At 66.8% G+C, this 20,582-nt stretch carries 9 protein-coding genes; 4 read left to right on the top strand and 5 right to left on the bottom strand.

Annotation, left to right across the window (positions count from 1 at the left end; translation table 11 throughout):
* Window positions 1–61: 61 nt before the first annotated feature.
* From MEBOL_RS37840 to MEBOL_RS37820, 5 genes are all read right to left on the bottom strand, one after another.
* A complete protein-coding gene (locus MEBOL_RS37840) occupies window positions 62–2,140 on the bottom strand; it encodes an Ig-like domain-containing protein (protein ID WP_095981961.1) in 2,079 nt (692 codons plus the stop codon).
* A 182-nt stretch (window positions 2,141–2,322) separates the two neighbouring features.
* Complete coding sequence (locus MEBOL_RS37835; protein WP_095981960.1) at window positions 2,323–4,401, bottom strand: Ig-like domain-containing protein; 2,079 nt, start codon at window positions 4,399–4,401, stop codon at window positions 2,323–2,325.
* Between the two features lie 183 nt (window positions 4,402–4,584).
* Window positions 4,585–6,660, bottom strand: coding sequence for an Ig-like domain-containing protein (locus tag MEBOL_RS37830; protein ID WP_095981959.1), 2,076 nt, complete (start codon window positions 6,658–6,660; stop codon window positions 4,585–4,587).
* Between the two features lie 328 nt (window positions 6,661–6,988).
* Window positions 6,989–9,064, bottom strand: a complete 2,076-nt coding sequence (locus MEBOL_RS37825; RefSeq protein ID WP_095981958.1) for an Ig-like domain-containing protein — start codon at window positions 9,062–9,064, stop codon at window positions 6,989–6,991.
* A gap of 116 nt (window positions 9,065–9,180) precedes the next feature.
* A complete protein-coding gene (locus MEBOL_RS37820) occupies window positions 9,181–10,653 on the bottom strand; it encodes an OmpA family protein (RefSeq protein ID WP_095981957.1) in 1,473 nt (490 codons plus the stop codon).
* Window positions 10,654–10,824: 171 nt separating this feature from the next.
* On the opposite strand from MEBOL_RS37820, the gene MEBOL_RS37815 reads away from it, so the two are divergent.
* The 4 genes from MEBOL_RS37815 to MEBOL_RS37800 are packed head-to-tail and all read left to right on the top strand — an operon-like array spanning window position 10,825 to window position 20,581.
* Window positions 10,825–17,463, top strand: coding sequence for a choice-of-anchor D domain-containing protein (locus tag MEBOL_RS37815; protein WP_095981956.1), 6,639 nt, complete (start codon window positions 10,825–10,827; stop codon window positions 17,461–17,463).
* Between the two features lie 6 nt (window positions 17,464–17,469).
* Window positions 17,470–19,149 (top strand): class I adenylate-forming enzyme family protein, encoded by a 1,680-nt coding sequence (locus MEBOL_RS37810; RefSeq protein ID WP_095981955.1) that lies wholly within the window; start codon window positions 17,470–17,472, stop codon window positions 19,147–19,149.
* Between the two features lie 42 nt (window positions 19,150–19,191).
* Window positions 19,192–19,578: a DUF4280 domain-containing protein gene (locus MEBOL_RS37805; protein WP_095981954.1), complete on the top strand. Its 387-nt coding sequence runs from the start codon at window positions 19,192–19,194 to the stop codon at window positions 19,576–19,578.
* On the top strand, window positions 19,571–20,581 hold the full coding sequence (locus MEBOL_RS37800; RefSeq protein ID WP_095981953.1) for a type VI secretion system protein IglI family protein: 1,011 nt from the start codon (window positions 19,571–19,573) through the stop codon (window positions 20,579–20,581). The genes MEBOL_RS37805 and MEBOL_RS37800 overlap by 8 nt, the downstream gene beginning before the upstream one ends.
* The last annotated feature ends 1 nt before the right edge of the window (window position 20,582 follow it).

Here is a 20,582-nt window from a genome sequence, read left to right as displayed (position 1 = left end):
CAGACAAGGGCCCCTGTCTCACGTGGAGACAGGGGTCGGAGCGGACCTCGCCATCAAGCCCTCAGTAGCTGCACTGGTTGTTGATGGAGTTATTGGTGAACGAGTTGTTGTACTCGGGCAGGGTGTAATCCATGGGGACACTCTGGTTGTTGCCCGAATCCTTGTTGCTCGTCATGAGAGCGCACCCTCCGGTCCAATTGAACTGGCCGTTGGTGATGGAGGGAGCGGGGTTGCGGTAGACGTTGATGCTAGCGGTGGCCCGGCGCCCGTTGGCTCCAGCATGTGACATGAAGACGTGGTCGAACTGGCTGCCCTCGCCCCACCAGATGTGGATGCCGCGCCAGAATCCTCGCAGAGGTGCCGGATCGTTGGCGACGAAGCGGATGGGCTCGGCCGCGGTGCCCTTGGCGATGAGGACGCCCGGGCTATCAACGTCCGGACCAATGAGTATCTCGGCGTCGAGGTTGAAGCGCAGTTCCGTCCCCGGCGCTAGCGTCAGGACCGGATTGGGCGCGTAGAGGTAGCCCACCTGGAGCACCTCGTCGATGACATAGGGCACGTCCAGCTTGGGCCAGGACTGGCTGTCCGCGACGAAGCCCTTGAGCAGCACACCCTCGGTGGCATTGCCGCTGTAGGTGCTCTGGGAGGGCAGGCTGCGGACCTCGTTGGAATCCATGGAGAGGGCGTAGCCGCCGTTATCGCGCACGGTGAGGCGGGTGGAACTCGGGTCGAACCTCGCGAACTCATTCAAGAGGAGGCCCAGGCCACTGCCCTTGCGCAGGGTGACGTCCTGGAGGACGGGGCAGGGGCCACAGAAGCCTGAATCGCCGTAGAGGTTGAGGTTGGCCGTGCCTCCCCTGGGGCTGCCCGAGGCGCCGGCGTACTCGACGGTGGTGTGTACCAGGCGGGTGGCCGGAGTGATGTAGGGGCCCAGGTGCAGGCCGCGCCACTGGCCGGGCTGGGGGCTGGCCGAGTCGGAGGTGAAGAGGATGGGGGCGTCGGCGGTGCCCTCGGAGACGAGGTCCCCCAGGTAGGTACCACCCCCCAAGGCCAGCTCGCCCTCGGGGCCGAAGCGCAGGGTGGTGCCCGGGGTGAGGGTGAGGGTGGCGATGAGGTTGTCCACGGGCAATTCGACGTGGATGCGCTGGAGGATGACGAAGGGGACGCCGGGGTTGGGCCAGGAGAGGGAGCGGGTGACGTCACCGGCGAGGAGGACGGCGTCGCGGCCGTTACCGGAGAAGGTGCTGTTGGGGGGCAGGGAGTCGGCGTGGTTGGAGGCCAGGCGCAGGGCGAAGCCGGAGCTGCCGGAGACGGAGAGGCGGGCGGAGTCAGGGCCGAAGGAGCTGCCGTCATCGGCGACGCTCACGCCGAGCGAGCCACTCTTGTCCACGGAGACGTCGAGGAGGATGGGAGAGGCCTTGTCGCGCAGGACGAGGCAGGCGCCCTCGCCGGTGGACTGGCCACAACCGCGCAGGGAGACGTGCTCCAGACGGGAAGCGCTGCCCTCGGAGGCGAACACCAGGCCACGCCAGGCGCCCTGGGCGGAGGAGTCCGGGGCCACCAGGGAGATGGGTTGGGCGGAGGAGCCCGGGGCCAGGAGGGCGCCCTGGGCCACGCGCAGCTCGGCGTCCGGAGCGAAGAGGACGACGACACCGGGCTGCAGGGAGAGGGTGGCGCCGTCGGTAATGGAGAGTTGGCCGCGCACCTCGTGGGGGCTGTCGGCCAGAGTCCACGTTTCCGAGGCGCTAATGGAGGTGGAGTGGACGGTGGGAGGACGGGGGGAGAGAGACAGGGAGGCCTCGCCCTGGCGAGTGGAGTCGCCCGAGGTGGCGCTGGCACGGATGGAGACGGAGCCCGGGGCGTGGGCCACCACCTTGCCCGAGGCGTCTACCTGGGCCAGGGCGCTGTCGCTGCTCGTCCAGGTATAGGAGGAGATGGCGAAGGGCTGGCCCTTCTGGTCGCGGGCGCTCGCGCTGCACTGGGCGCTCTGGCCGAGCACCAGGGCCGTGGGCGCGCACGTCACCCTCACCTCCTCCAGCCGTGGCGGCTCCTCCGCGGGGGGTTGAGAGACAGGAGACGGCGCACAACCGCCGAGCAGCAGGACGGTGGTGAGCCAGGAAAAAGCGTTGTTGGACTTCATGGATGGGACCCCCCGGGGAGAAAACAGCGCGTGGGTGTGGAGTGCGCGGCCTTCTATCAAGCAGTGCGCCGGGGGTTTCCAATCAGGCGCCAAGGTGTTGCGCGAGGGCGTCAACCGCGCGGAGCGTCCGACCCATGGCTCACGTGGAGACAGGGGTCAGAGCGGACTTCAACACTGGGCTGTCAGTAGCTGCACTGGTTGTCGATGCCGTTGTTGGCGAATGAATTGTTGTACTCGGGCAGGGTGTAATCCATGGGGACGCTCTGGTTGTTGCCCGAGTCCTTGTTGCTCGTCATGAGGGCACAGGCTCCGCCCCAATCGAGATGGCTGTTGGTGATGGAGGGGGCGGGGTTGCGGTAGACGTTGATGTTGGCGGTGGCCCGGCGCCCGTTGGCGCCGGCATGCGAGACGAGCACGTGGTCGAACTGGCTGCCCTCGCCCCACCAGATGTGGATGCCGCGCCAATGACTGCTGAACGGTACCGGCTCATTGGCGACGAAGCGGATGGGTTGGGCGGCGGTGCCCTTGGCGACGAGGATGCCGGGGCTCTCGACGTCCGGACCAATGAGTATCTCGGCGTTGAGATTGAAGCGCAGCTCGGTGCCCGGTAGCAGGGTGAGCGTTGGGGCGGGGGCGTACTGAGCGCCCAGTTGGAGGACGGTGTCGATGACGTAGGGAGCGTCCAGCTTGGGCCAGGTCTGGGACTCCGCGACGAAGCCCTTGAGGAGGACGCCCTCGGTGGCGTTGCCGCTGTAGGTACTCTGGGCGGGCAGGGTGCGAGCTTCGTTGGGGTCCATGGCGAGGGCATAGCCGCCGTTGTCGCGCACGGTGAGGCGGGCGGAGCTGGGGTCGAACTTGGCATTCTCATTCAGGAAGAGGCCCAAGCCGCTGCCCTTGCGCAGGGTGACGTCCTGGAGGACGGGGCAGGGGCCGCAGAAGCCCGAGTTGCCGTAGAGGTTGAGGTTGGCCGTGCCGCCTCCTGGGCTGCCCGAGGCGCCGGCGTACTCGACGGTGGTGTGCACCAGGCGGGTGGCCGGAGTGATGTAGGGGCCCAGGTGCAAGCCGCGCCACTGGCCGGGCTGGGGGCTGGCCGAGTCGGAGGTGAAGAGGATGGGAGCGTCGGCGGTGCCCTCGGCGATGAGGTCCGCCACGTAGGTGCCGCTGCCCAAGGCCAGCTCGCCCTCGGAGCCAAAGCGCAGGGTGGTACCGGGGGTGAGGGTGAGGGTGGCGATTTCATCATCCACGGGGCGCTCGACGTGGATGCGCTGGAGGATGACGAAGGGGACGCCGGGGTTGGGCCAGGAGAGGGAGCGGGTGACGTCGCCGGTGAGGAGGACGGCGTCGCGGCCATTGCCGGAGAAAGTGCTGTTGGGGGGCAGGGAGTCGGCGTGGTTGGAAGCCAGGCGCAGGGCGAAGCCGGAGCTGCCAGAGACGGAGAGGCGGGCGGAGTCAGGGCCGAAGGAGCTGCCGTCATCGGCGACGCTCACGCCGAGCGAGCCACTCTTGTCCACGGAGACGTCGAGGAGGACGGGAGAGGCCTTGTCGCGCAGGGAGAGGCAGGCGCCCTCGCCGGAGGGCTGGCCACAGCCGCGCAGGGAGACGTGCTCCAGGCGGGAAGCGCTGCCCTCGGAGGCGAACACCAGGCCACGCCAGGAGCCCTGGGCGGAGGAGTCCGGGGCCAGCAGGGAGATGGGCTGGGCGGAGGAGCCCGGGGCCAGCAGGGCACCCTGGGCCACGCGCAGCTCGGCGTCCGGAGCGAAGAGGACGACGACACCGGGCTGCAGGGAGAGGGTGGCGCCGTCGGTAACGGAGAGTTGGCCGCGCACCTCGTGGGGGCTGTCGGCCAGCGTCCACGTTTCCGAGGCGTTAATGGAGGTGGAGTGGACGGTGGGAGGACGGGGGGAGAGAGACAGGGAGGCCTCGCCCTGGCGAGTGGAGTCGCCCGAGGTGGCGCTGGCGCGGATGGAGACGGAGCCCGGGGCGTGGGCCACCACCTTGCCCGAGGCGTCCACCTGGGCCAGGGCACTGTCGCTGCTCGTCCAGGAGTAGGAGGAGATGGTGAAGGGCTGGCCCTTCTGGTCGCGGGCGCTCGCGCTGCACTGGGCGCTCTGGCCGAGCACCAGGGCCGTGGGCGCGCACGTCACCCTCACCTCCTCCAGCCTCGGCGGCTCCTCCGCGGGGGGCTGAGGGACAGGAGACGGCCCGCAACCGCCGAGCAGCAGGACGGTGGTGAGCCAGGAAAAAGCGTTGTTGGACTTCATGGATGGAACCCCCCGGGGAGAAAACAGCGCGTGGGTGCTGGAGTGCGCGGCCTTCTATCAAGCAGTGCGCCGGGGGTTTCCAATCAGGCGCCAAGGTGTTGCGCGAGGGCGTCAACCGGGCGGAGCGTCCGACCCCTGCCTCACGTGGAGACAGGGGCCGGAGCGGACGTCAACACCAGGCTGTTAGTAGCTGCACTGGTTGTTGATGTCGTTGTTGGCGAACGAGTTGTTGTACTCGGGCAGGGTGTAATCCATGGAGACACTCTGGTTGTTGCCCGAGTCCTTGTTGCTGGTCATGAGGGCACATACCGCCCAATTGAACTGGCTGTTGGTGATGGAGGGGGCGGGGTTGCGGTAGACGTTGATGTTGGCGGTGGCCCGGCGTCCGTTGGCGCCGGCATGCGAGACGAGCACGTGGTCGAACTGGCTGCCCTCGCCCCACCAGATGTGGATGCCGCGCCAGTTGGCGCCGTATGACGTCGGATGACTGGCGACGAAGCGGATGGGTTCGGCCGCAGTGCCCTTGGCGACGAGGACGCCCGGGCTATCAACGTCCGGACCAATGAGTATCTCGGCGTCGAGGTTGAAGCGCAGTTCCGTCCCCGGCGCTAGCGTCAGGACCGGATTGGGCGCGTAGAGGTAGCCCACCTGGAGCACCTCGTCGATGACATAGGGCACGTCCAGCTTGGGCCAGGACTGGGTTTCCGCGACGAAGCCCTTGAGGAGGACGCCCTCGGTGGCATTGCCGCTGTAGGTGCTGAGGGAGGGCAGGGTGTAGACCTCGTTGGGGTCCATGGCGAGGGCATAGCCGCCGTTGTCGCGCACGGTGAGACGGGTGGAACTCGGGTCGAACTTCGCGCGCTCATTCAAGAGGAGGCCCAGGCCGCTGCCCTTGCGCAGGGTGACGTCCTGGAGGACGGGGCAGGGGCCGCAGTTGCCCGAATCGCCGTAGAGGTTGAGGTTGGCCGTGCCTCCCCTGGGGCTGCCCGAGGCGCCGGCGTACTCGATGGTGGTGTGCACCAGGCGGGTGGCTGGAGTGATGTAGGGGCCCAGGTGCAGGCCGCGCCACTGGCCGGGCTGGGGGCTGGCCGAGTCGGAGGTGAAGAGGATGGGAGCGTCGGCGGTGCCCTCGGCGATGAGGTCCGCCACGTAGGTGCCGCTGCCCAAGGCCAGCTCGCCCTCGGAGCCAAAGCGCAGGGTGGTACCGGGAGTGAGGGTGAGGGTGGCGATTTCATTGTCCACGGGCAATTCGACGTGGATGCGCTGGAGGATGACGAAGGGGACGCCGGGGTTGGGCCAGGAGAGGGAGTGGGTGACGTCACCGGCGAGGAGGACGGCGTCGCGGCCATTGCCGGAGAAGGTGCTGTTGGGGGGCAGGGAGTCGGCGTGGTTGGAAGCCAGACTCAGGGCGAAGCCGGAGCTGCCAGAGACGGAGAGGCGGGCGGAGTCAGGGCCGAAGGAGCTGCCGTCATCGGCGACAAGCACGCCGAGCGAGCCGCTCTTGTCCACGGAGACGTCGAGGAGGACGGGGGAGGCCTTGTCGCGCAGGACGAGGCAGGCGCCCTCGCCGGAGGGCTGGCCACAACCGCGCAGGGAGACGTGCTCCAGACGGGAAGCGCTGCCCTCGGAGGCGAACACCAGGCCACGCCAGGCGCCCTGGGCGGAGGAGTCCGGGGCCACCAGGGAGATGGGTTGGGCGGAGGAGCCCGGGGCCAGGAGGGCGCCCTGGGCCACGCGCAGCTCGGCGTCCGGAGCGAAGAGGACGACGACACCGGGCTGCAGGGAGAGGGTGGCGCCGTCGGTAACGGAGAGTTGGCCGCGCACCTCGTGGGGGCTGTCGGCCAGCGTCCACGTCTGGGCGGCGGAGATGGAGGTGGAGTGGGCAGTGGGAGGACGGGCGGAGAGAGACAGGGAGGCCTCGCCCTGGCGAGTGGAGTCGCCCGAGGTGGCGCTGGCGCGGATGGAGACGGAGCCCGGAGCCTGGGCCACCACCTTGCCCGAGGTGTCCACCTGGGCCAGGGCGCTGTCGCTGCTCGTCCAGGAGAAGGAGGAGATGGTGAAGGGCTGGCCCTTCTGGTCGCGGGCGCTCGCGCTGCACTGGGCGCTCTGGCCGAGCACCAGGGCCGTGGGCGCGCACGTCACCCTCACCTCCTCCAGCCTCGGCGGCTCCTCCGCGGGGGGCTGAGGGACAGGAGACGGCCCGCAACCGCCGAGCAGCAGGACGGTGGTGAGCCAGGAAAAAGCGTTGTTGGACTTCATGGATGGAACCCCCCGGGGAGAAAACAGCGCGTGGGTGCTGGAGTGTGCGGCCTTCTATCAAGCAGTGCGCCGGGGGTTTCCAATCAGGCGCCAAGGTGTTGCGCGAGGGCGTCAACCGCGTGGCCTGTCCATCCCCCGCCGCACGTGGAGACAGGGGTCGGAGCGGACCTCGCCATCAAGCCCTCAGAGCTCGTTTCATAAATGAACTTGTCGAGGAAGGTGATGTCACCTGCAGAGGGACCGCCGCAAAGAGCACACAACCATCTCCGAGGGCGGTGAGTCCAGGTCACCTGTCCTGACCCGGTGGGTCCATTTTTGAAACGAGCTCTCAGTAGCTGCACTGGTTGTTGATGTCGTTGTTGGCGAACGAGTTGTTGTACTCGGGCAGGGTGTAATCCATGGTGACGTTCTGGTTGTTGCCCGAGTCCTTGTTGCTCGTCATGAGGGCACATACCGCCCAATTGAACTGGCTGTTGGTGATGGAGGGGGCGGGGTTGCGGTAGACGTTGATGTTGGCGGTAGCCCGGCGCCCGTTGGCGCCGGCATGCGAGACGAGCACGTGGTCGAACTGGCTGTCCCCGCCCCACCAGATGTGGATGCCGCGCCAGTTGGCGCCGTATGACGTCGGATGACTGGCGACGAAGCGGATGGGTTCGGCCGCAGTGCCCTTGGCGACGAGGACGCCCGGGCTATCAACGTCCGGACCAATGAGTATCTCGGCGTTGAGGTTGAAGCGCAGCTCGGTGCCCGGAGCGAGGGTGAGGGTCGGAGCGGGGGCATACTGCACTCCCAGTTGGAGGACGGTGTCGATGACGTAGGGAGCGTCCAGCTTGGGCCAGGACTGGCTGTCCGCGACGAAGCCCTTGAGCAGCACACCCTCGGTGGCATTGCCGCTGTAGGTGCTCTGGGAGGGCAGGCTGCGGACCTCGTTGGAATCCATGGAGAGGGCGTAGCCGCCGTTATCGCGCACGGTGAGGCGGGTGGAACTCGGGTCGAACCTCGCGAACTCATTCAAGAGGAGGCCCAGGCCACTGCCCTTGCGCAGGGTGACGTCCTGGAGGACGGGGCAGGGGCCACAGAAGCCTGAATCGCCGTAGAGGTTGAGGTTGGCCGTGCCTCCCCTGGGGCTGCCCGAGGCGCCGGCGTACTCGACGGTGGTGTGTACCAGGCGGGTGGCCGGAGTGATGTAGGGGCCCAGGTGCAGGCCGCGCCACTGGCCGGGCTGGGGGCTGGCCGAGTCGGAGGTGAAGAGGATGGGGGCGTCGGCGGTGCCCTCGGAGACGAGGTCCCCCAGGTAGGTACCACCCCCCAAGGCCAGCTCGCCCTCGGGGCCGAAGCGCAGGGTGGTGCCCGGGGTGAGGGTGAGGGTGGCGATGAGGTTGTCCACGGGCAATTCGACGTGGATGCGCTGGAGGATGACGAAGGGGACGCCGGGGTTGGGCCAGGAGAGGGAGCGGGTGACGTCACCGGCGAGGAGGACGGCGTCGCGGCCATTGCCGGAGAAGGTACCGCCCAGGGGCAGGGAGTCGGCGTGGTTGGCCGCCAGGCGCAGGGCGAAGCCGGAGCTGCCGGAGACGGAGAGGCGGGCGGAGTCAGGGCCGAAGGAGCTGCCGTCATCGGCGACAAGCACGCCGAGCGAGCCGCTCTTGTCCACGGAGACGTCGAGGAGGACGGGGGAGGCCTTGTCGCGCAGGACGAGGCAGGCGCCCTCGCCGGAGGGCTGGCCACAACCGCGCAGGGAGACGTGCTCCAGACGGGAAGCGCTGCCCTCGGAGGCGAACACCAGGCCACGCCAGGCGCCCTGGGCGGAGGAGTCCGGGGCCACCAGGGAGATGGGTTGGGCGGAGGAGCCCGGGGCCAGGAGGGCGCCCTGGGCCACGCGCAGCTCGGCGTCCGGAGCGAAGAGGACGACGACACCGGGCTGCAGGGAGAGGGTGGCGCCGTCGGTAATGGAGAGTTGGCCGCGCACCTCGTGGGGGCTGTCGGCCAGAGTCCACGTTTCCGAGGCGCTAATGGAGGTGGAGTGGACGGTGGGAGGACGGGGGGAGAGAGACAGGGAGGCCTCGCCCTGGCGAGTGGAGTCGCCCGAGGTGGCGCTGGCACGGATGGAGACGGAGCCCGGGGCGTGGGCCACCACCTTGCCCGAGGCGTCTACCTGGGCCAGGGCGCTGTCGCTGCTCGTCCAGGTATAGGAGGAGATGGCGAAGGGCTGGCCCTTCTGGTCGCGGGCGCTCGCGCTGCACTGGGCGCTCTGGCCGAGCACCAGGGCCGTGGGCGCGCACGTCACCCTCACCTCCTCCAGCCTTGGCTGCTCGTCCACCGGTCCAGGTGGTGTGGGATCATCGGTGCACCCGGCGAGCCACAGGAGCGCCGGCAGCAGGGGGAAAACGCGGGTGGGCTTCATGAGTTGTGGACTCCTTCAAATGGATGGGACCCAGGACCGAGCGGGCCATGAACAGGAGGGCTGGAGTGGAGCACGACGAGTCACGCTTGTCGTGGCCTGCCTGCTCGATTCAAGGTTCAGGGAATGGGCGCCTGGGTGGTGAGGGGATCCTCCGCATCGGTGATGACGAGGATCTCGGCCCGGCGGTTGAGTTGCCGCTCCTGCTCCGTGGCGGGAGTGGCGCTCACCGGCCAGTCCGCACCGAAACCTCGAATCCGGATTCGCGCGGCGGGAACCCCTTGATCAATCAGGTAGCGGCGCACCGCCTGAGCCCGGCGCAGAGACACAATCATGTTGGACGCGTCTCCGCCTTCCTTGTCCGCGTGCCCCTCGATGAGGATGGTTCCCACCCGGGCTTGTTCCGCCAGACGCAGGGTGGCCTGGTCGAGCAGGGGCACCACGCCTGGCAGCTCCGCGTTCCCCTGCGTGAAGTGGACCTCACCCCGCAGAACGAGCCGCTCTTGAGGCCCCGGCTGATAAGGCCGCTGCGGTGGGGTGTTGTCGGCCACGGCGGCCTGTGTTGGAGAGCGCTCGACACCGATCTCCCAATTCGGAGTGGGGCGGACGAGTTCCTCCCGTTGGTCGGGCGTGGGCGTGGCCAGGGTCAGTTGCAGCTCCCGATCCGCGTGCTCGTCGAGGTACGACAGCTTGGGCGGCGGCTCACTGCGGAATGTGACCCCCGCGAGCACGCGGAAGAGCGGCGTTCCGGGGGCGGTACCCACTCCTGGGCCCGCCATGGCGAAGGCATCTAGACCCTGCAAGAGCGGCAACCGCACGCCTCCGAGCACTTCCATGGCGGGCTGGGAGGCGATGATGGCCCGCAGGCCGAGCTCGCCCCTGAGGCCCCTGCCCGTCGTCGCCAACGCGGCGCCGATCCGGACCTCCGAACTCGCTCCCGAGGAGGCGGGCTCCAACGCGGAGGTGGCAATCTGGATCCGGGGCCGGAACAGGATCCCCGCCTCCAGGGAGGACTGGAAGATGCTGAGGCTCGTTCCCATCGTGACCCGTGCATGGAAGCGGGGCCCATCGTCCCCGGCCAGCGCCAACCCATTGCCCAGGGGCAAGCCCACGCCCAGATCCGCGGACAGATCCACGGGTTTGCGCTGGCGCCGCGACAACAGCCCGAGCCGCGCCTGGAGCAGGGGAGTTCCGACCCCCTGACCGGAGAGTGGTGCCAGGCCCACGGATGTCGGGGGCTCTCCCTCCTGCCAGACCACGAAGGGGACCTGGGCGCTCAGTTCCAGCCACGACAGGACGCCATAGCTGGCCGCGAAGACGGAGGTTGCCCTGTTGCGCACAATTTGCAGACGTTGATCCCCTCCGTCGCTCAGCGTGAGCGGTGCGCGCTGGTAGTGCCCCAGCAGGTTCACGCTCAAACCACCCGGCGCCATCAGCTCCCCGTTGCCCACCAACAGGGTGCCGCGCCCGGTGTTCGTCTCCAGCCGCTCCAGCTCGAAGCCCGGCAGCTGATCGTTGGACTGGGCCCAGGCCACCGAGCAGCCCAGCAACGCCGCGGCCATTGCGCCCCGAGGGGAGGAATGTAAGCTCATGATCGGGTAGAATCCTACCGCTCTTTACGTGGGGAAAAACAAGTGCTCCGACCCAAGATCCTGGTCCTCCTGTGCCTGGGAGTGCTCGCTGCCTGCACGTCTCCTGCTCCAGGAAGCACGGATTCGGTTCCAGGACTTTCGCCCGAGGTTCCGCTCGAGGTGCGGGTCCAGATGGGAGCGCCGCTGGCGGCCCCCGTGGACCCGGTCATCTGGAGAGAAGGAGGGGATGCGGGAGGTCTGGATGGGGGCGGGCCGTCTAACAGCCAGAACTGCCTGCAGTGTGATGGGGTCACGACCTACAGGTGCCCAAGTGTGGGGGCCAGCGATGATTTCTGGAAGAGGCCCATCCAAGGATTGGTCATTCCCGACGGGGCACGGATCGTAGGAGTCCAGGCGAAAGTGTACGGAGCCAGCGTGCTCGGTAGCGGCACGACATCGGTCCCCGTCCTTTTCAATAACCTCCCGCTCGGGACCATTAGCAGTAGAAACCGCAACTGCAACAGCGGCACTCCGAAGGTTTGTGATGGAGATGCAGGCGTCGTGCTCCTCACCTCGGACGCTGGCGAAGACGTTATCGCCAACTCATGGAAGACGGATGGGGGAAATCAGCTCATTTTCCAACCCTCTTCCAGTAATTACTGCCTCTCCCATCTCCAGCTCACGCTTCAGCTTGAAAAGCGAATCCTCCAGGTGTTGCCTGATGGGCTTGATTTTGGAAATCAAGGGAAGGGGAAACGAAGTGGCTACCGAACGGTCACGGTGAGCAATCAAGGAGCGGCGCCGCTCGAAGTCAGTGGTGTTGCTGTCACCCTCAATGGCGGTGTAACCACCAATGCGCCCTTCAAAATCAATGAGATCAGGGATCCGGTTGATGGAGGTACGTTGGATGCGCCGTTTACTCTTCAGGAAGGAGAGTTCAAGGACATCGTCTTGAGCTTCATCCCCGATCATTTGGGGGCGGCTGAAGGGTACAATCTCGCTATTGACAGCAATTCCGAACAAGCCACGACGAATGTCCCCCTGCTTGGCAGAGGAGTGGACTTCTTCGTGGACATCAGTAGTCCGGACGGAGGTGACTTCGGACCGGTCCGGGTGGGCCAGCACCGCGAGTTTCCGGTGAAGGTGCGCAACATCGACTCTCAAGAGCTGTCGATCGAGTCCATCGACCTCGACATCGATGGCTCCGGCGTGGGGTTGTCGTTTCAGTCCGACGCGGGGACGCCCTTCACGCTTCCTCAGGGCGCGGAGCATTCCCTGGTGCTGAAGTTCGACCCGATCGCACCGGGAGAGGTGTCGGGAACCCTGCGCGTCATCAGCAAGGATGCGATTGATGCCTCCACCACGACCGAGGCCGTATTCACGGGCGAAGGGGTGGAGCCCCATCTGGTGTTCACTCCAGACGCGGGGCTGGACTTCGGCGAGGTGACGGCGGGTGAAGTCAACATGCAGAACATGATGATCCGGAACACGGGTTCGGAGGGACTGACCCTCCAGTCCGTGCGGGTCAGGGACAACCCGGATGCGTTCCAGCTCGTGAGCGCACCGGATGGCTCCGTCCCCTTGCCCGCGGATGGTGGGTCACTGGCGCTGACGGTGCGCTTCCTCTCTCCCGAAGATGCGGGAAATGTCTCCGGCTCGCTCGAGTTCGTCAGCACCGATGGAGGCATCGCCCCGGTCTTGTATAGCCTCATGGGCAAGAGCGTCCGGCCCGACCTGGTGCTCGAGCCGGTGGATGGGGGAGCCTTCGGTGATGTCCGGGTCCACACCACGCCCCAGAAGACGGTGACGCTGCGCAACCAGGGCACCGGAAACATCCACATCAATACCGTGCAGCTCGTGGGAGGCGCTTCGCTCTTCGATCTGGATGGAGGGACGAGCAACTTCGATCTGCCCGGGGACGGCGGTTTCCGGAACTTCACGGTGCGGTTCAAGCCCACCACCGAGACGGGCACCACTCCTGTCCAGGGCGAAATCCAGGTCGCCAGTGCCTACTCGCGCTTCAATCCTCTCCCGTATTCCGTGTCGGGACGGGGCGTCCGGCCCGAGCTGGTGTTCACGCCGACGGATGGAGGCAGCTTCGGAGAGGTGCGGGTCGGGCAGAGTCCGCAGCGCAAGGTGACCTTGTGGAACAAGGGCTCGGGCAGCATCCAGATCAACCAGGTGGGGTTGTCGGTCGACTCCAGTCCGCTCTTCTCCTTGGATGCGGGGACGAGCGGCTTCACGCTGGCGGCGGACGCGGGACAGGACCTCTGGGTGGGATTTCATCCCGGCGCCGAGACGGGCGGCATCGTGGCTGGAGCGATCACGGTCTCCAGTGATGACGCGGGTTTCAACCCCACGCCGTATCCGCTCTCGGGCATGGGTGTCCAACCCGTGCTGGCGATCAGCGCGGATGGGGGGAGCGATTTTGGTGACGTGCTGGTCAACAACACGCCCACCAAGCAAGTGACGATCCGCAACACAGGCTCCCAGGACATCGTCATCAAGACGGTGACCCTGACCGACAACGCGCTCTTCGCGGTGGTCAGTCCACCTAGCAACTTCTCGTTGGTGAAGGGCGGGGGACAGCGGAACGTGACCGTGCGGTTCAGTCCGACGGTCGCGACGTCCCTCCAGGAAGGCACCCTGGCCTTCACCAGCGAGGACACGCAGCTCGGCCTCGTGGAGTACAAGCTCCAGGGCAGGGGCGTCAGACCCGATCTGGTGGTCGAGCCCGCCGATGGGGGCATGTTCGACGATGTGCGCGTCGGGAAGACCGCCTACCGGACGGTGAAGATCAAGAACAACGGCACCACGGACGTCACCGTCACCAGCGTGGCGGTGCTCAACAACAGTCACTTCCTGGCGGATGCGGGAGCGGGCAGCTTCCCCCTGACGCGCGATGGGGGTTCTCGCGACCTGACTTTGCGGTTCGCCCCCACGGATGACAATGTCATCGAGGAAGGTCAGCTTTCGTTCGCGACCAATCCCTCGGGCTTCCAGCCCGCCCTCTTCCCGCTCCGGGGCAGGGGCGTTCAACCCCGTGTCGAGTTGACGCCGGCCTCCGAAGAACTCGACTTCGAGGAGGTGCGCGTGAATACGGATGGGGGGGCCACGCGGTTGGTGCAATTGCGCAATCGGGGCACGGGCCCCATCGCCCTCTCCGACATCAGACTGGAGGGAGATCCCGCCTACACGCTCGAGCCGGTGCTGTCGCCGCCGTACCCGACGCTGCCCGCCCTGGATGGAGGCCTGACCCTGACAGTGAGGTACTCGCCGGTGGTTCAGGAGCCCGCCGCCGCCACGACGCTCACGCTCGCCAGCGAGGACGAGACCTTTGGGACCCATGAGATCCAGATCCATGGGCAGGGGGTGAGACCAACCCTCCAGGTGGATGCCGGGTTGGTGGCGTTCCCGAACCAGACCGTGGGCGAGTGGAGTGCATACCGGAACGTGGAGTTGAGGAACTCGGGCACGGGAACGCTCGTCGTCGACACCTTCGATGCCAGCGGCCCGTTTGAACTCCAGTCCGCGCAGCCCCTCCAGGTGACCAGTTCCGCGCCCGGGAGCGTGGCGGTGAGATTCAAGCCCATGAGCCAGGGCGCGGGCTCCGGGTTGCTCACCTTCAAGACCAATGATCCCGAGCATTCCCACATCACGGTTCCCCTCTCGGGAACGGGAACGGTGGGGCTCACGGTGGACCGCGACAGGGTTGCCTTCCCGGATGTCCGCAACACCACCCAGGCGGATGAACCGCTGACCTTGAGCAACAACAACCCGGTCGCGTCCGTCACCATCTCGGAAGTGTCCTTGAATTCCGATCAGTTCAGCGTCGTGGGATTGGACGCGGGCATGGTGATCAACCCGTCCTCCCCTCTGCCGTTCAAGGTGCGCTTCAAGCCCACGGTGACGGGCAACGCCCAGGGAACACTCACGGTGAGGAGCAGCGCGGACAACAGCCCGCATACGGTCCAACTCCAGGGCAAGTCGACCGAGGCGCGGCTGAGGATCACCCTTCCCGATTTTCCGGCGGGGACGAGCTCGCTCAACTTCGGGGGTGTTCCCGTGGATGCCCTGGCCCAATCGCACACGGTGCGCTTCTCCAATGCGGGCGACGCGACGCTCAACCTGACGGGGGTCAGCATCGTCAAGCGCTTGCCGGACGGCGGTGTTCTGCCCGGGAACTCCGCGTTCACCTACTCCGGCTCACTCTCCGGAGAGCTCAACACGGATGGAGGAGCCATCGTCTCGACGATTTCCTTCAAGCCCTCCCAGAACACGGATTACTCCGCGACGCTGGTGGTGGACACCTCGAACGGAGTGCCCTTGTCGGTGGATCTGCCGTTGCTGGGCCAGGGAACCGCCGCGGAGATCAGTCTCTCCGGAGAGACTGCCCTTTCCTTCAGTCCGCAGCGGGTGAACTATCCGAGCGCCGCGCGCAAGCTCTACATCCGGAACGAGGGATCCGCTCCCCTGGTCATCCAGGGCGTGTCGTACCTCGAGGATTTCTATGCCGTGGCGTCGGACGGAGGCACTCCCTTCCCCTTGACCATCGGAAGCAAGGACACCGCTCCCCTCGACGTGGTCTTCAGGCCGACGCGGACGGGCACGCGCGATGGTGGCTTGACGTTCAGCACCAATGCCCTCAATACCCTCAATCCCGTGCCCGTGAGTGGCCAGGGACTGGATGGCCTCCTGACGACGGATGGGGGAACCTGGGACGTCAACTTTGGTGAAGTGGAGCTGTCCAAGGACTTGTCCAGCCAGCGGGCTGTCTCCGTGCGGATTCACAACACGGGCCAGTACGCGCTGACCTTGTTGGACGCGGGAATCAACGCCCAGGGAGCGGAGCAGTTCCGGACCATGTACCTCCAGCCGGGGACTGTGTTGCAGCCAGGTGAATCCACGGCCTTCAACGCGATCTTCAGACCCTTGAGCAATGGAGATCAGAACGGTGTCTTGAGCATCTTCACGGACTCCCAGCTCAGGCCTGTCGAGAAGTTCCAACTGACGGGCACGGGAGTGGGCGCGAACATCCTCTTCCTGCCGGGTTCCAGCATTGTCCGGTTCGAAAACACCAACCTGGGCCGCTTCAACGTCAAGCCCGTGACGATCAAGAACGACGGGCATCGGGAGCTCGTCATCGACGCAATCTCGTTCAGCAAGAAGACGCTACCCGATGGGGGGACGATGGAAGGAGACGCGGGAGGCCAAGACTTCGCCTCGGACTTCAGCGTGGAGCGCGCCGCGGATGGGGGGAGCGTCTTCCCGATTCGAATGGATGGGGGAGAGCAGCTTGAGATCCCCTTGAAGTTCACTCCGTCGGGCGTGGGCTACCGCGAGGCCACGGCCACCATCTCCTCGAACATCAGCGATAAGACGTTCGAGGTCAAGGGAACGGGAACCGTTGCGGAACTGAGCGTCGAGCCCGACGGTGGGACGCTCATCATCGACGGAGTCATGGCGGGCTCCGATTCCCGCCCCAGGCAGATCTCCATCGTGAACGTGGGCAATGGACCCATCACTTTCACGAGCATCGCCTTGTTGGGTAGCAAGGAGTTCTTCAAGATCTTTCCCGATCCGGAGACGATGGGAACTCAACCCCTCCCGGGAGATGGGCGAGGCCGCTTGCAGTTCAGCGTAGTGTTCCACCCGACCGCGACGAATCTCAATGCCTCGGCGGCGTTGAGGATGGCCTCGGACGACTACAGTCCGTCCGTGTTCGTGAACATCTACGGTTATGGAACGAACGACCCGATCTCGGTCGAGAACCGTTTGGATTTCCGGGCGCAACTCATCAACGATGCGTCTCCAACACGTTTGCTGCCGGTGACCAACAACACGGAGGCCGATGCGCAGCTGACCCAGGTCAAGTTCGACGGGCAGGACGCCGCGAGATTCTCGGTGGTGTCCCCCTCGCCGCTGAAAACACCGTACACGCTGCGCCGGGGCGAGCCGTTGACACTTGGCCTGAGTTTCAATCCGCGGACCACGGACAAGGCGAATGCCAAGCTCCAGTTGTACTTCGCGGGGCAGAACGACCCCTACGAAGTGGAGTTGGTGGGCGAGGGAATCACGCCGGCGATCGTGGTCGAGCCTCCGGTGTTGAAGCTCGGTGCGTTCCGGTTGGGGGATGAGCCTCTCGAACGGTCATTCACCATCACGAACCGGACCGGTGATCCCATCACGTTGAGCAAGCCGAGGGTCTCTTCCCAGGGTGAGCCCATCGAGACGAGCCTGGATTTGACCCAGCCCCTGGTGCTCAATCCCAACAACGATCCGTATACCGTCATGGTCCGCTACAATCCCAAGACCGAGACCTTCTCCCAGACCACGGTGTCCTTCACGGCGGAAGGCAAGTCATGGGGGGCGGTGGCGCAGATCGAGGGCACGGCGGTGAGGCGCGTCCTGAAGGTCACTCCTCCCACCTTGGACTTTGGACGCGTCGAGGCCAACAAGGCGGGGAGCATGAAGCTCACCGTCACCAATGAATCCCCCAAGGATCAGCTCGTGTCGGCGGTGCTGAGAAACAGCCTGGACTCGCCGTTCACATTGGATGCGAGTCCATTGGCCAATCCCATTCCCTCTGGACAGAGTGTCGAGCTCACGGTCGGCTACACCCCCCGGGTGGCCGGTGAGGTGGAGAACGCGGTTCTGTTCCGGTTGCAGGGGGGCTCCGATGACGAGGCGCAGGTTTCCATCAAGGGAGTGGGCAACATCCTGACCATCAACGGCAGCGGGTGTTCGTGTGGCACGACGGAGCCGGGGAGCGCCGGACTGCTCTTGCTCCTGGCCCTCGCTGGCCAACGCTGGCGGCGGAGGCGGGAGTAGCGACGAATGCCCTTCGACGTTCGGAAGATCCTCGAGCAACTCGAGGCGGGCACTTCGGAGGACCCCGGAGTGCCCGCGTGGCAGCGGGAAAGCTGGACGGACGCGGAGGGTTTCGCCGCCGCGTTGGCCGCGGCCCACGTGGGCCGCGGTGCCCCGCTCAAGAGCCGGGTAGGGCAGCAGTACGACTTCTTCCATGACATCGTCGTGCGCCATGGAAGCGGCGACCGCCTCGCCCTGCGCGCCTATGACCGGAGGAGTGGCTGGCAGACCTTGAGCTACCGCGTCATGCAGGATCAGGCGGCGCGGCGGGCCACCGAATGGGCCCGGCAGGGGGTCAAGGCGGGAGCGAAGGTTTGTCTGCTGTACTCCGTGGGCAGTGAATTGCTCATTTCGCTCGCGGCGGCCCTGGGCCTGGGCGCGTGCATCAGCTACCTGCCACCCCAGGGTCGGCGCTTCATCTCGCGGCGGCTGGCCCTGCTCCAGCCCGACTTCATCGCCACCGAGCCCCACCAGGTGCTGCTCGTGGAGGGCTTCGAGAAGCAGGTGCTGCAGAGCCGGGGGCAGGCGGCGCCGGCGTTCACCTCGCATACCTACAAGCCCGAGGAGCCCGTGGGGTTGCTCTTCTCGCCCCTGGTGGAGCCGACGGGCACGCCCGTGCCGCTGCTCGCGGAGGACGCGTGGCGGGGGGCGCTGGTGGATGGGCTGCTCACCTTCGGCCTGGGGCCGGGCGAGCACCTGGCCGCGCCGGGCTACCACCCGCTGCAACACCTGCCCGCGTTCCTCTTCGCGACCCTGCTGCGCGGGGCAACGTACGTGCACCTGGAGCCAGCGGACCTGGAGACCAACCCCGCGCTGCTCACCGAGCAGCCCTTGCGCTCGCTGGGCGTCACGCCCGCGCTGAGGGACCTTCTCTTGCGCACGCGCACGCCCCTCAAGAACGTGGCGCATTGGTTCCGCAACCCCGAGGAGCCCATTGACTGGCAGGGGTGGCGCGCCTGGGTCCGCCAATGTGGCGTCTCCGCGGTCCCTTCGTCGAACGTGCTCGTGGATCCCGCGGCGGGGGGGACGGTGCTGGGCTCCCCAAGGCGGGTGAGGGACGTGCACACCGAGGCGCCTCCGGCTCCAGGCCGGGCCTGGACCCTGAGCGACGTGAACATGAGCGGTCAGGAAGCGCCCGGCGACCTGGGCGTCTTCACGCTCCTGCCGGGCGAGCAGCGTCCGCCGGGCTACCTGGTCCTCACGCGGGCTTATGGGGTGTACCACTATGGCGGTCCGCGCACGGCCCGGCGCGAGGGCCGCGTCTACCCGGGGGACGAGGTGGCCGAGGTCGTACGGGAACTGCCCTTCGTCCGGGGAGCGCTCGTGGTGACCGCGCCCACGGGAGGGGTGGCGGGCCATTATCGCCACGTGCTGCTCGTCTTCACGGGCGCGCAGCGCCTCAACGCGGGCCCGTGGTTGCAGGAGATCCGCCGCCGGATCGAGCTACAACTGGGCGCGGAGCACCTGCCGGATCGCACCGACTTCATCCCGCTCTATCCCCGGAAGCTGGAGGGAGCGCTGGACGCGGCCTGGTGCCAGTCGCAGTACCTGACGGGTGCGCTTCACCGCAAGAGCACCGACCGACTGTTCCAGGCGCTCACCGCGCTGCGGGGGCAGCTCCTGGAAAAAGACGGGCCGGGTGTGTGAGAATGACGCATCCCGCGAATTCCCGCGATGGGGGTTGAGGCCATGGGAGTCCAAGTCGTGATGGGAGCGATGCTGCAGTGCAGCTTCGGCGTCGCGCCCTCGTCGTTGGTGGTGCTGCCGACGAACAAGATCCTGGCCACGACGCCCGCGGCCAACATCATGGACAACAAGCCCCTGATGAACATCCTGCCGTTTGGCATGTGCCAGTCGCCCGCCAACCCCACGGTGGCCGCGGCGACGGCGGCGGCGATGGGCGTGCTGACTCCCATGCCGTGCGTGCCGGCCACGGCTGCGCCATGGGTGCCGGGCTGTCCCAAGGTCCTCATTGGCAACATGCCGGCGGTCGACAGCAACTGTAAGTTGATGTGCAACTGGGGGGGGGTCATCCAGGTCGTCGCCCCGGGTCAGGTGGCGGTGCAGAATGGCTGAGCCCGCGCTGGCGCTCCCGCCCCTCAAGGCGCACCTCCTGGACAAGCCCCTGCAGGGCGAGCCCGTGGAACTCGACGGCTCGGATGAGCGGCTGGAGAAGATCACCGCGCTCGTCGCCAAGAGCGCCTACGCCGAGGCGGCGCGGGAAGCGGAGGCCCTGCTGCGCGGGGGCGTGTATGACGTGCGCCTGGTGGGCCCCTATCTTCTGGGCCTCTTCCTGGATGGAGGGCTGGAGGCGCTGCCCATCCTGTTCCACTCGCTCTCCAGCACGCTGCTCTACAACTGGCAGTCCTTCGGGCCCCGGGAGCGCAAGGACGTCTTCGCGGACGGAAGCCTGCGCTGGCTGCTCAAGGTGCTCAACAAGCACATCGAGCACCACGAGCGCCTCAAGAACGACACCTGGAAGCGCTGGAGCGCGCCGGGCAACCGCGAGCCGCTGGAGCAGGCGCTCGCGCTGAGTGAGGAAATCTTCTCCTCCTTTGGCCGGGTGATGCCTCGCAATGGCTGCGAGGCGCCCTTCCGCCGCCTCACGCAGTGGATGGAAGGGCACCTGCAATCCCTGCCGCTGCCGGCTCCTCCACCCGAGCCCGATCCCGAGCCCACGGATGAGCCTTCCGAGCGGGACGCCCCCGTGAGCGCGCGGCCGCAGTTGGCCGAGCCGCCACGCGCCGCGCCCGAGCCCACGGGTCCCACGCTGCCGGTCTCGCCCGCCATGGCGCAGTTGATGCGCAAGCTGGCCGCGTTCGACACGCTCATGGAGCGTCAGGACTACCGGCGAGCCAGCGTGGTGGCGGCGGATGTGCTGCAGGTGATGGAGCACTTCGACCCACGTGTCTACCTGCCCTCGCTCTTCTCCAAGTTCTTCGCCGGGCTGAGTACGCACGCGGACGAGGTGGAGTCCCTGCTACAGGGGACCGAGTCGCTGGGCTTCCGGGCGCTGGATCAGCTCTACCGCGTGGACCTGGACACCTTCCTCGCGCAGGGCAGTGGGGAAGGGGAGTAGG

This window comes from Melittangium boletus DSM 14713 (genome assembly GCF_002305855.1).
Lineage (GTDB): Bacteria > Myxococcota > Myxococcia > Myxococcales > Myxococcaceae > Cystobacter > Cystobacter boletus.
Note: the sequence above shows the minus strand (reverse complement) of the source record. Positions and strands in the feature narration are given on the sequence as shown.

What these genes read in the sequence shown, in the direction of transcription:
- MEBOL_RS37800 (WP_095981953.1), top strand. Translation starts at nt 19,571, where the DNA reads ATGGCTGAGCCCGCGCTGGCGCTCCCGCCCCTCAAGGCGCACCTCCTG.
- MEBOL_RS37820 (WP_095981957.1), bottom strand. Translation starts at nt 10,653, where the DNA reads ATGAGCTTACATTCCTCCCCTCGGGGCGCAATGGCCGCGGCGTTGCTG.
- MEBOL_RS37805 (WP_095981954.1), top strand. Translation starts at nt 19,192, where the DNA reads ATGGGAGTCCAAGTCGTGATGGGAGCGATGCTGCAGTGCAGCTTCGGC.
- MEBOL_RS37810 (WP_095981955.1), top strand. Translation starts at nt 17,470, where the DNA reads ATGCCCTTCGACGTTCGGAAGATCCTCGAGCAACTCGAGGCGGGCACT.
- MEBOL_RS37825 (WP_095981958.1), bottom strand. Translation starts at nt 9,064, where the DNA reads ATGAAGCCCACCCGCGTTTTCCCCCTGCTGCCGGCGCTCCTGTGGCTC.
- MEBOL_RS37830 (WP_095981959.1), bottom strand. Translation starts at nt 6,660, where the DNA reads ATGAAGTCCAACAACGCTTTTTCCTGGCTCACCACCGTCCTGCTGCTC.
- MEBOL_RS37840 (WP_095981961.1), bottom strand. Translation starts at nt 2,140, where the DNA reads ATGAAGTCCAACAACGCTTTTTCCTGGCTCACCACCGTCCTGCTGCTC.
- MEBOL_RS37835 (WP_095981960.1), bottom strand. Translation starts at nt 4,401, where the DNA reads ATGAAGTCCAACAACGCTTTTTCCTGGCTCACCACCGTCCTGCTGCTC.
- MEBOL_RS37815 (WP_095981956.1), top strand. Translation starts at nt 10,825, where the DNA reads ATGGGAGCGCCGCTGGCGGCCCCCGTGGACCCGGTCATCTGGAGAGAA.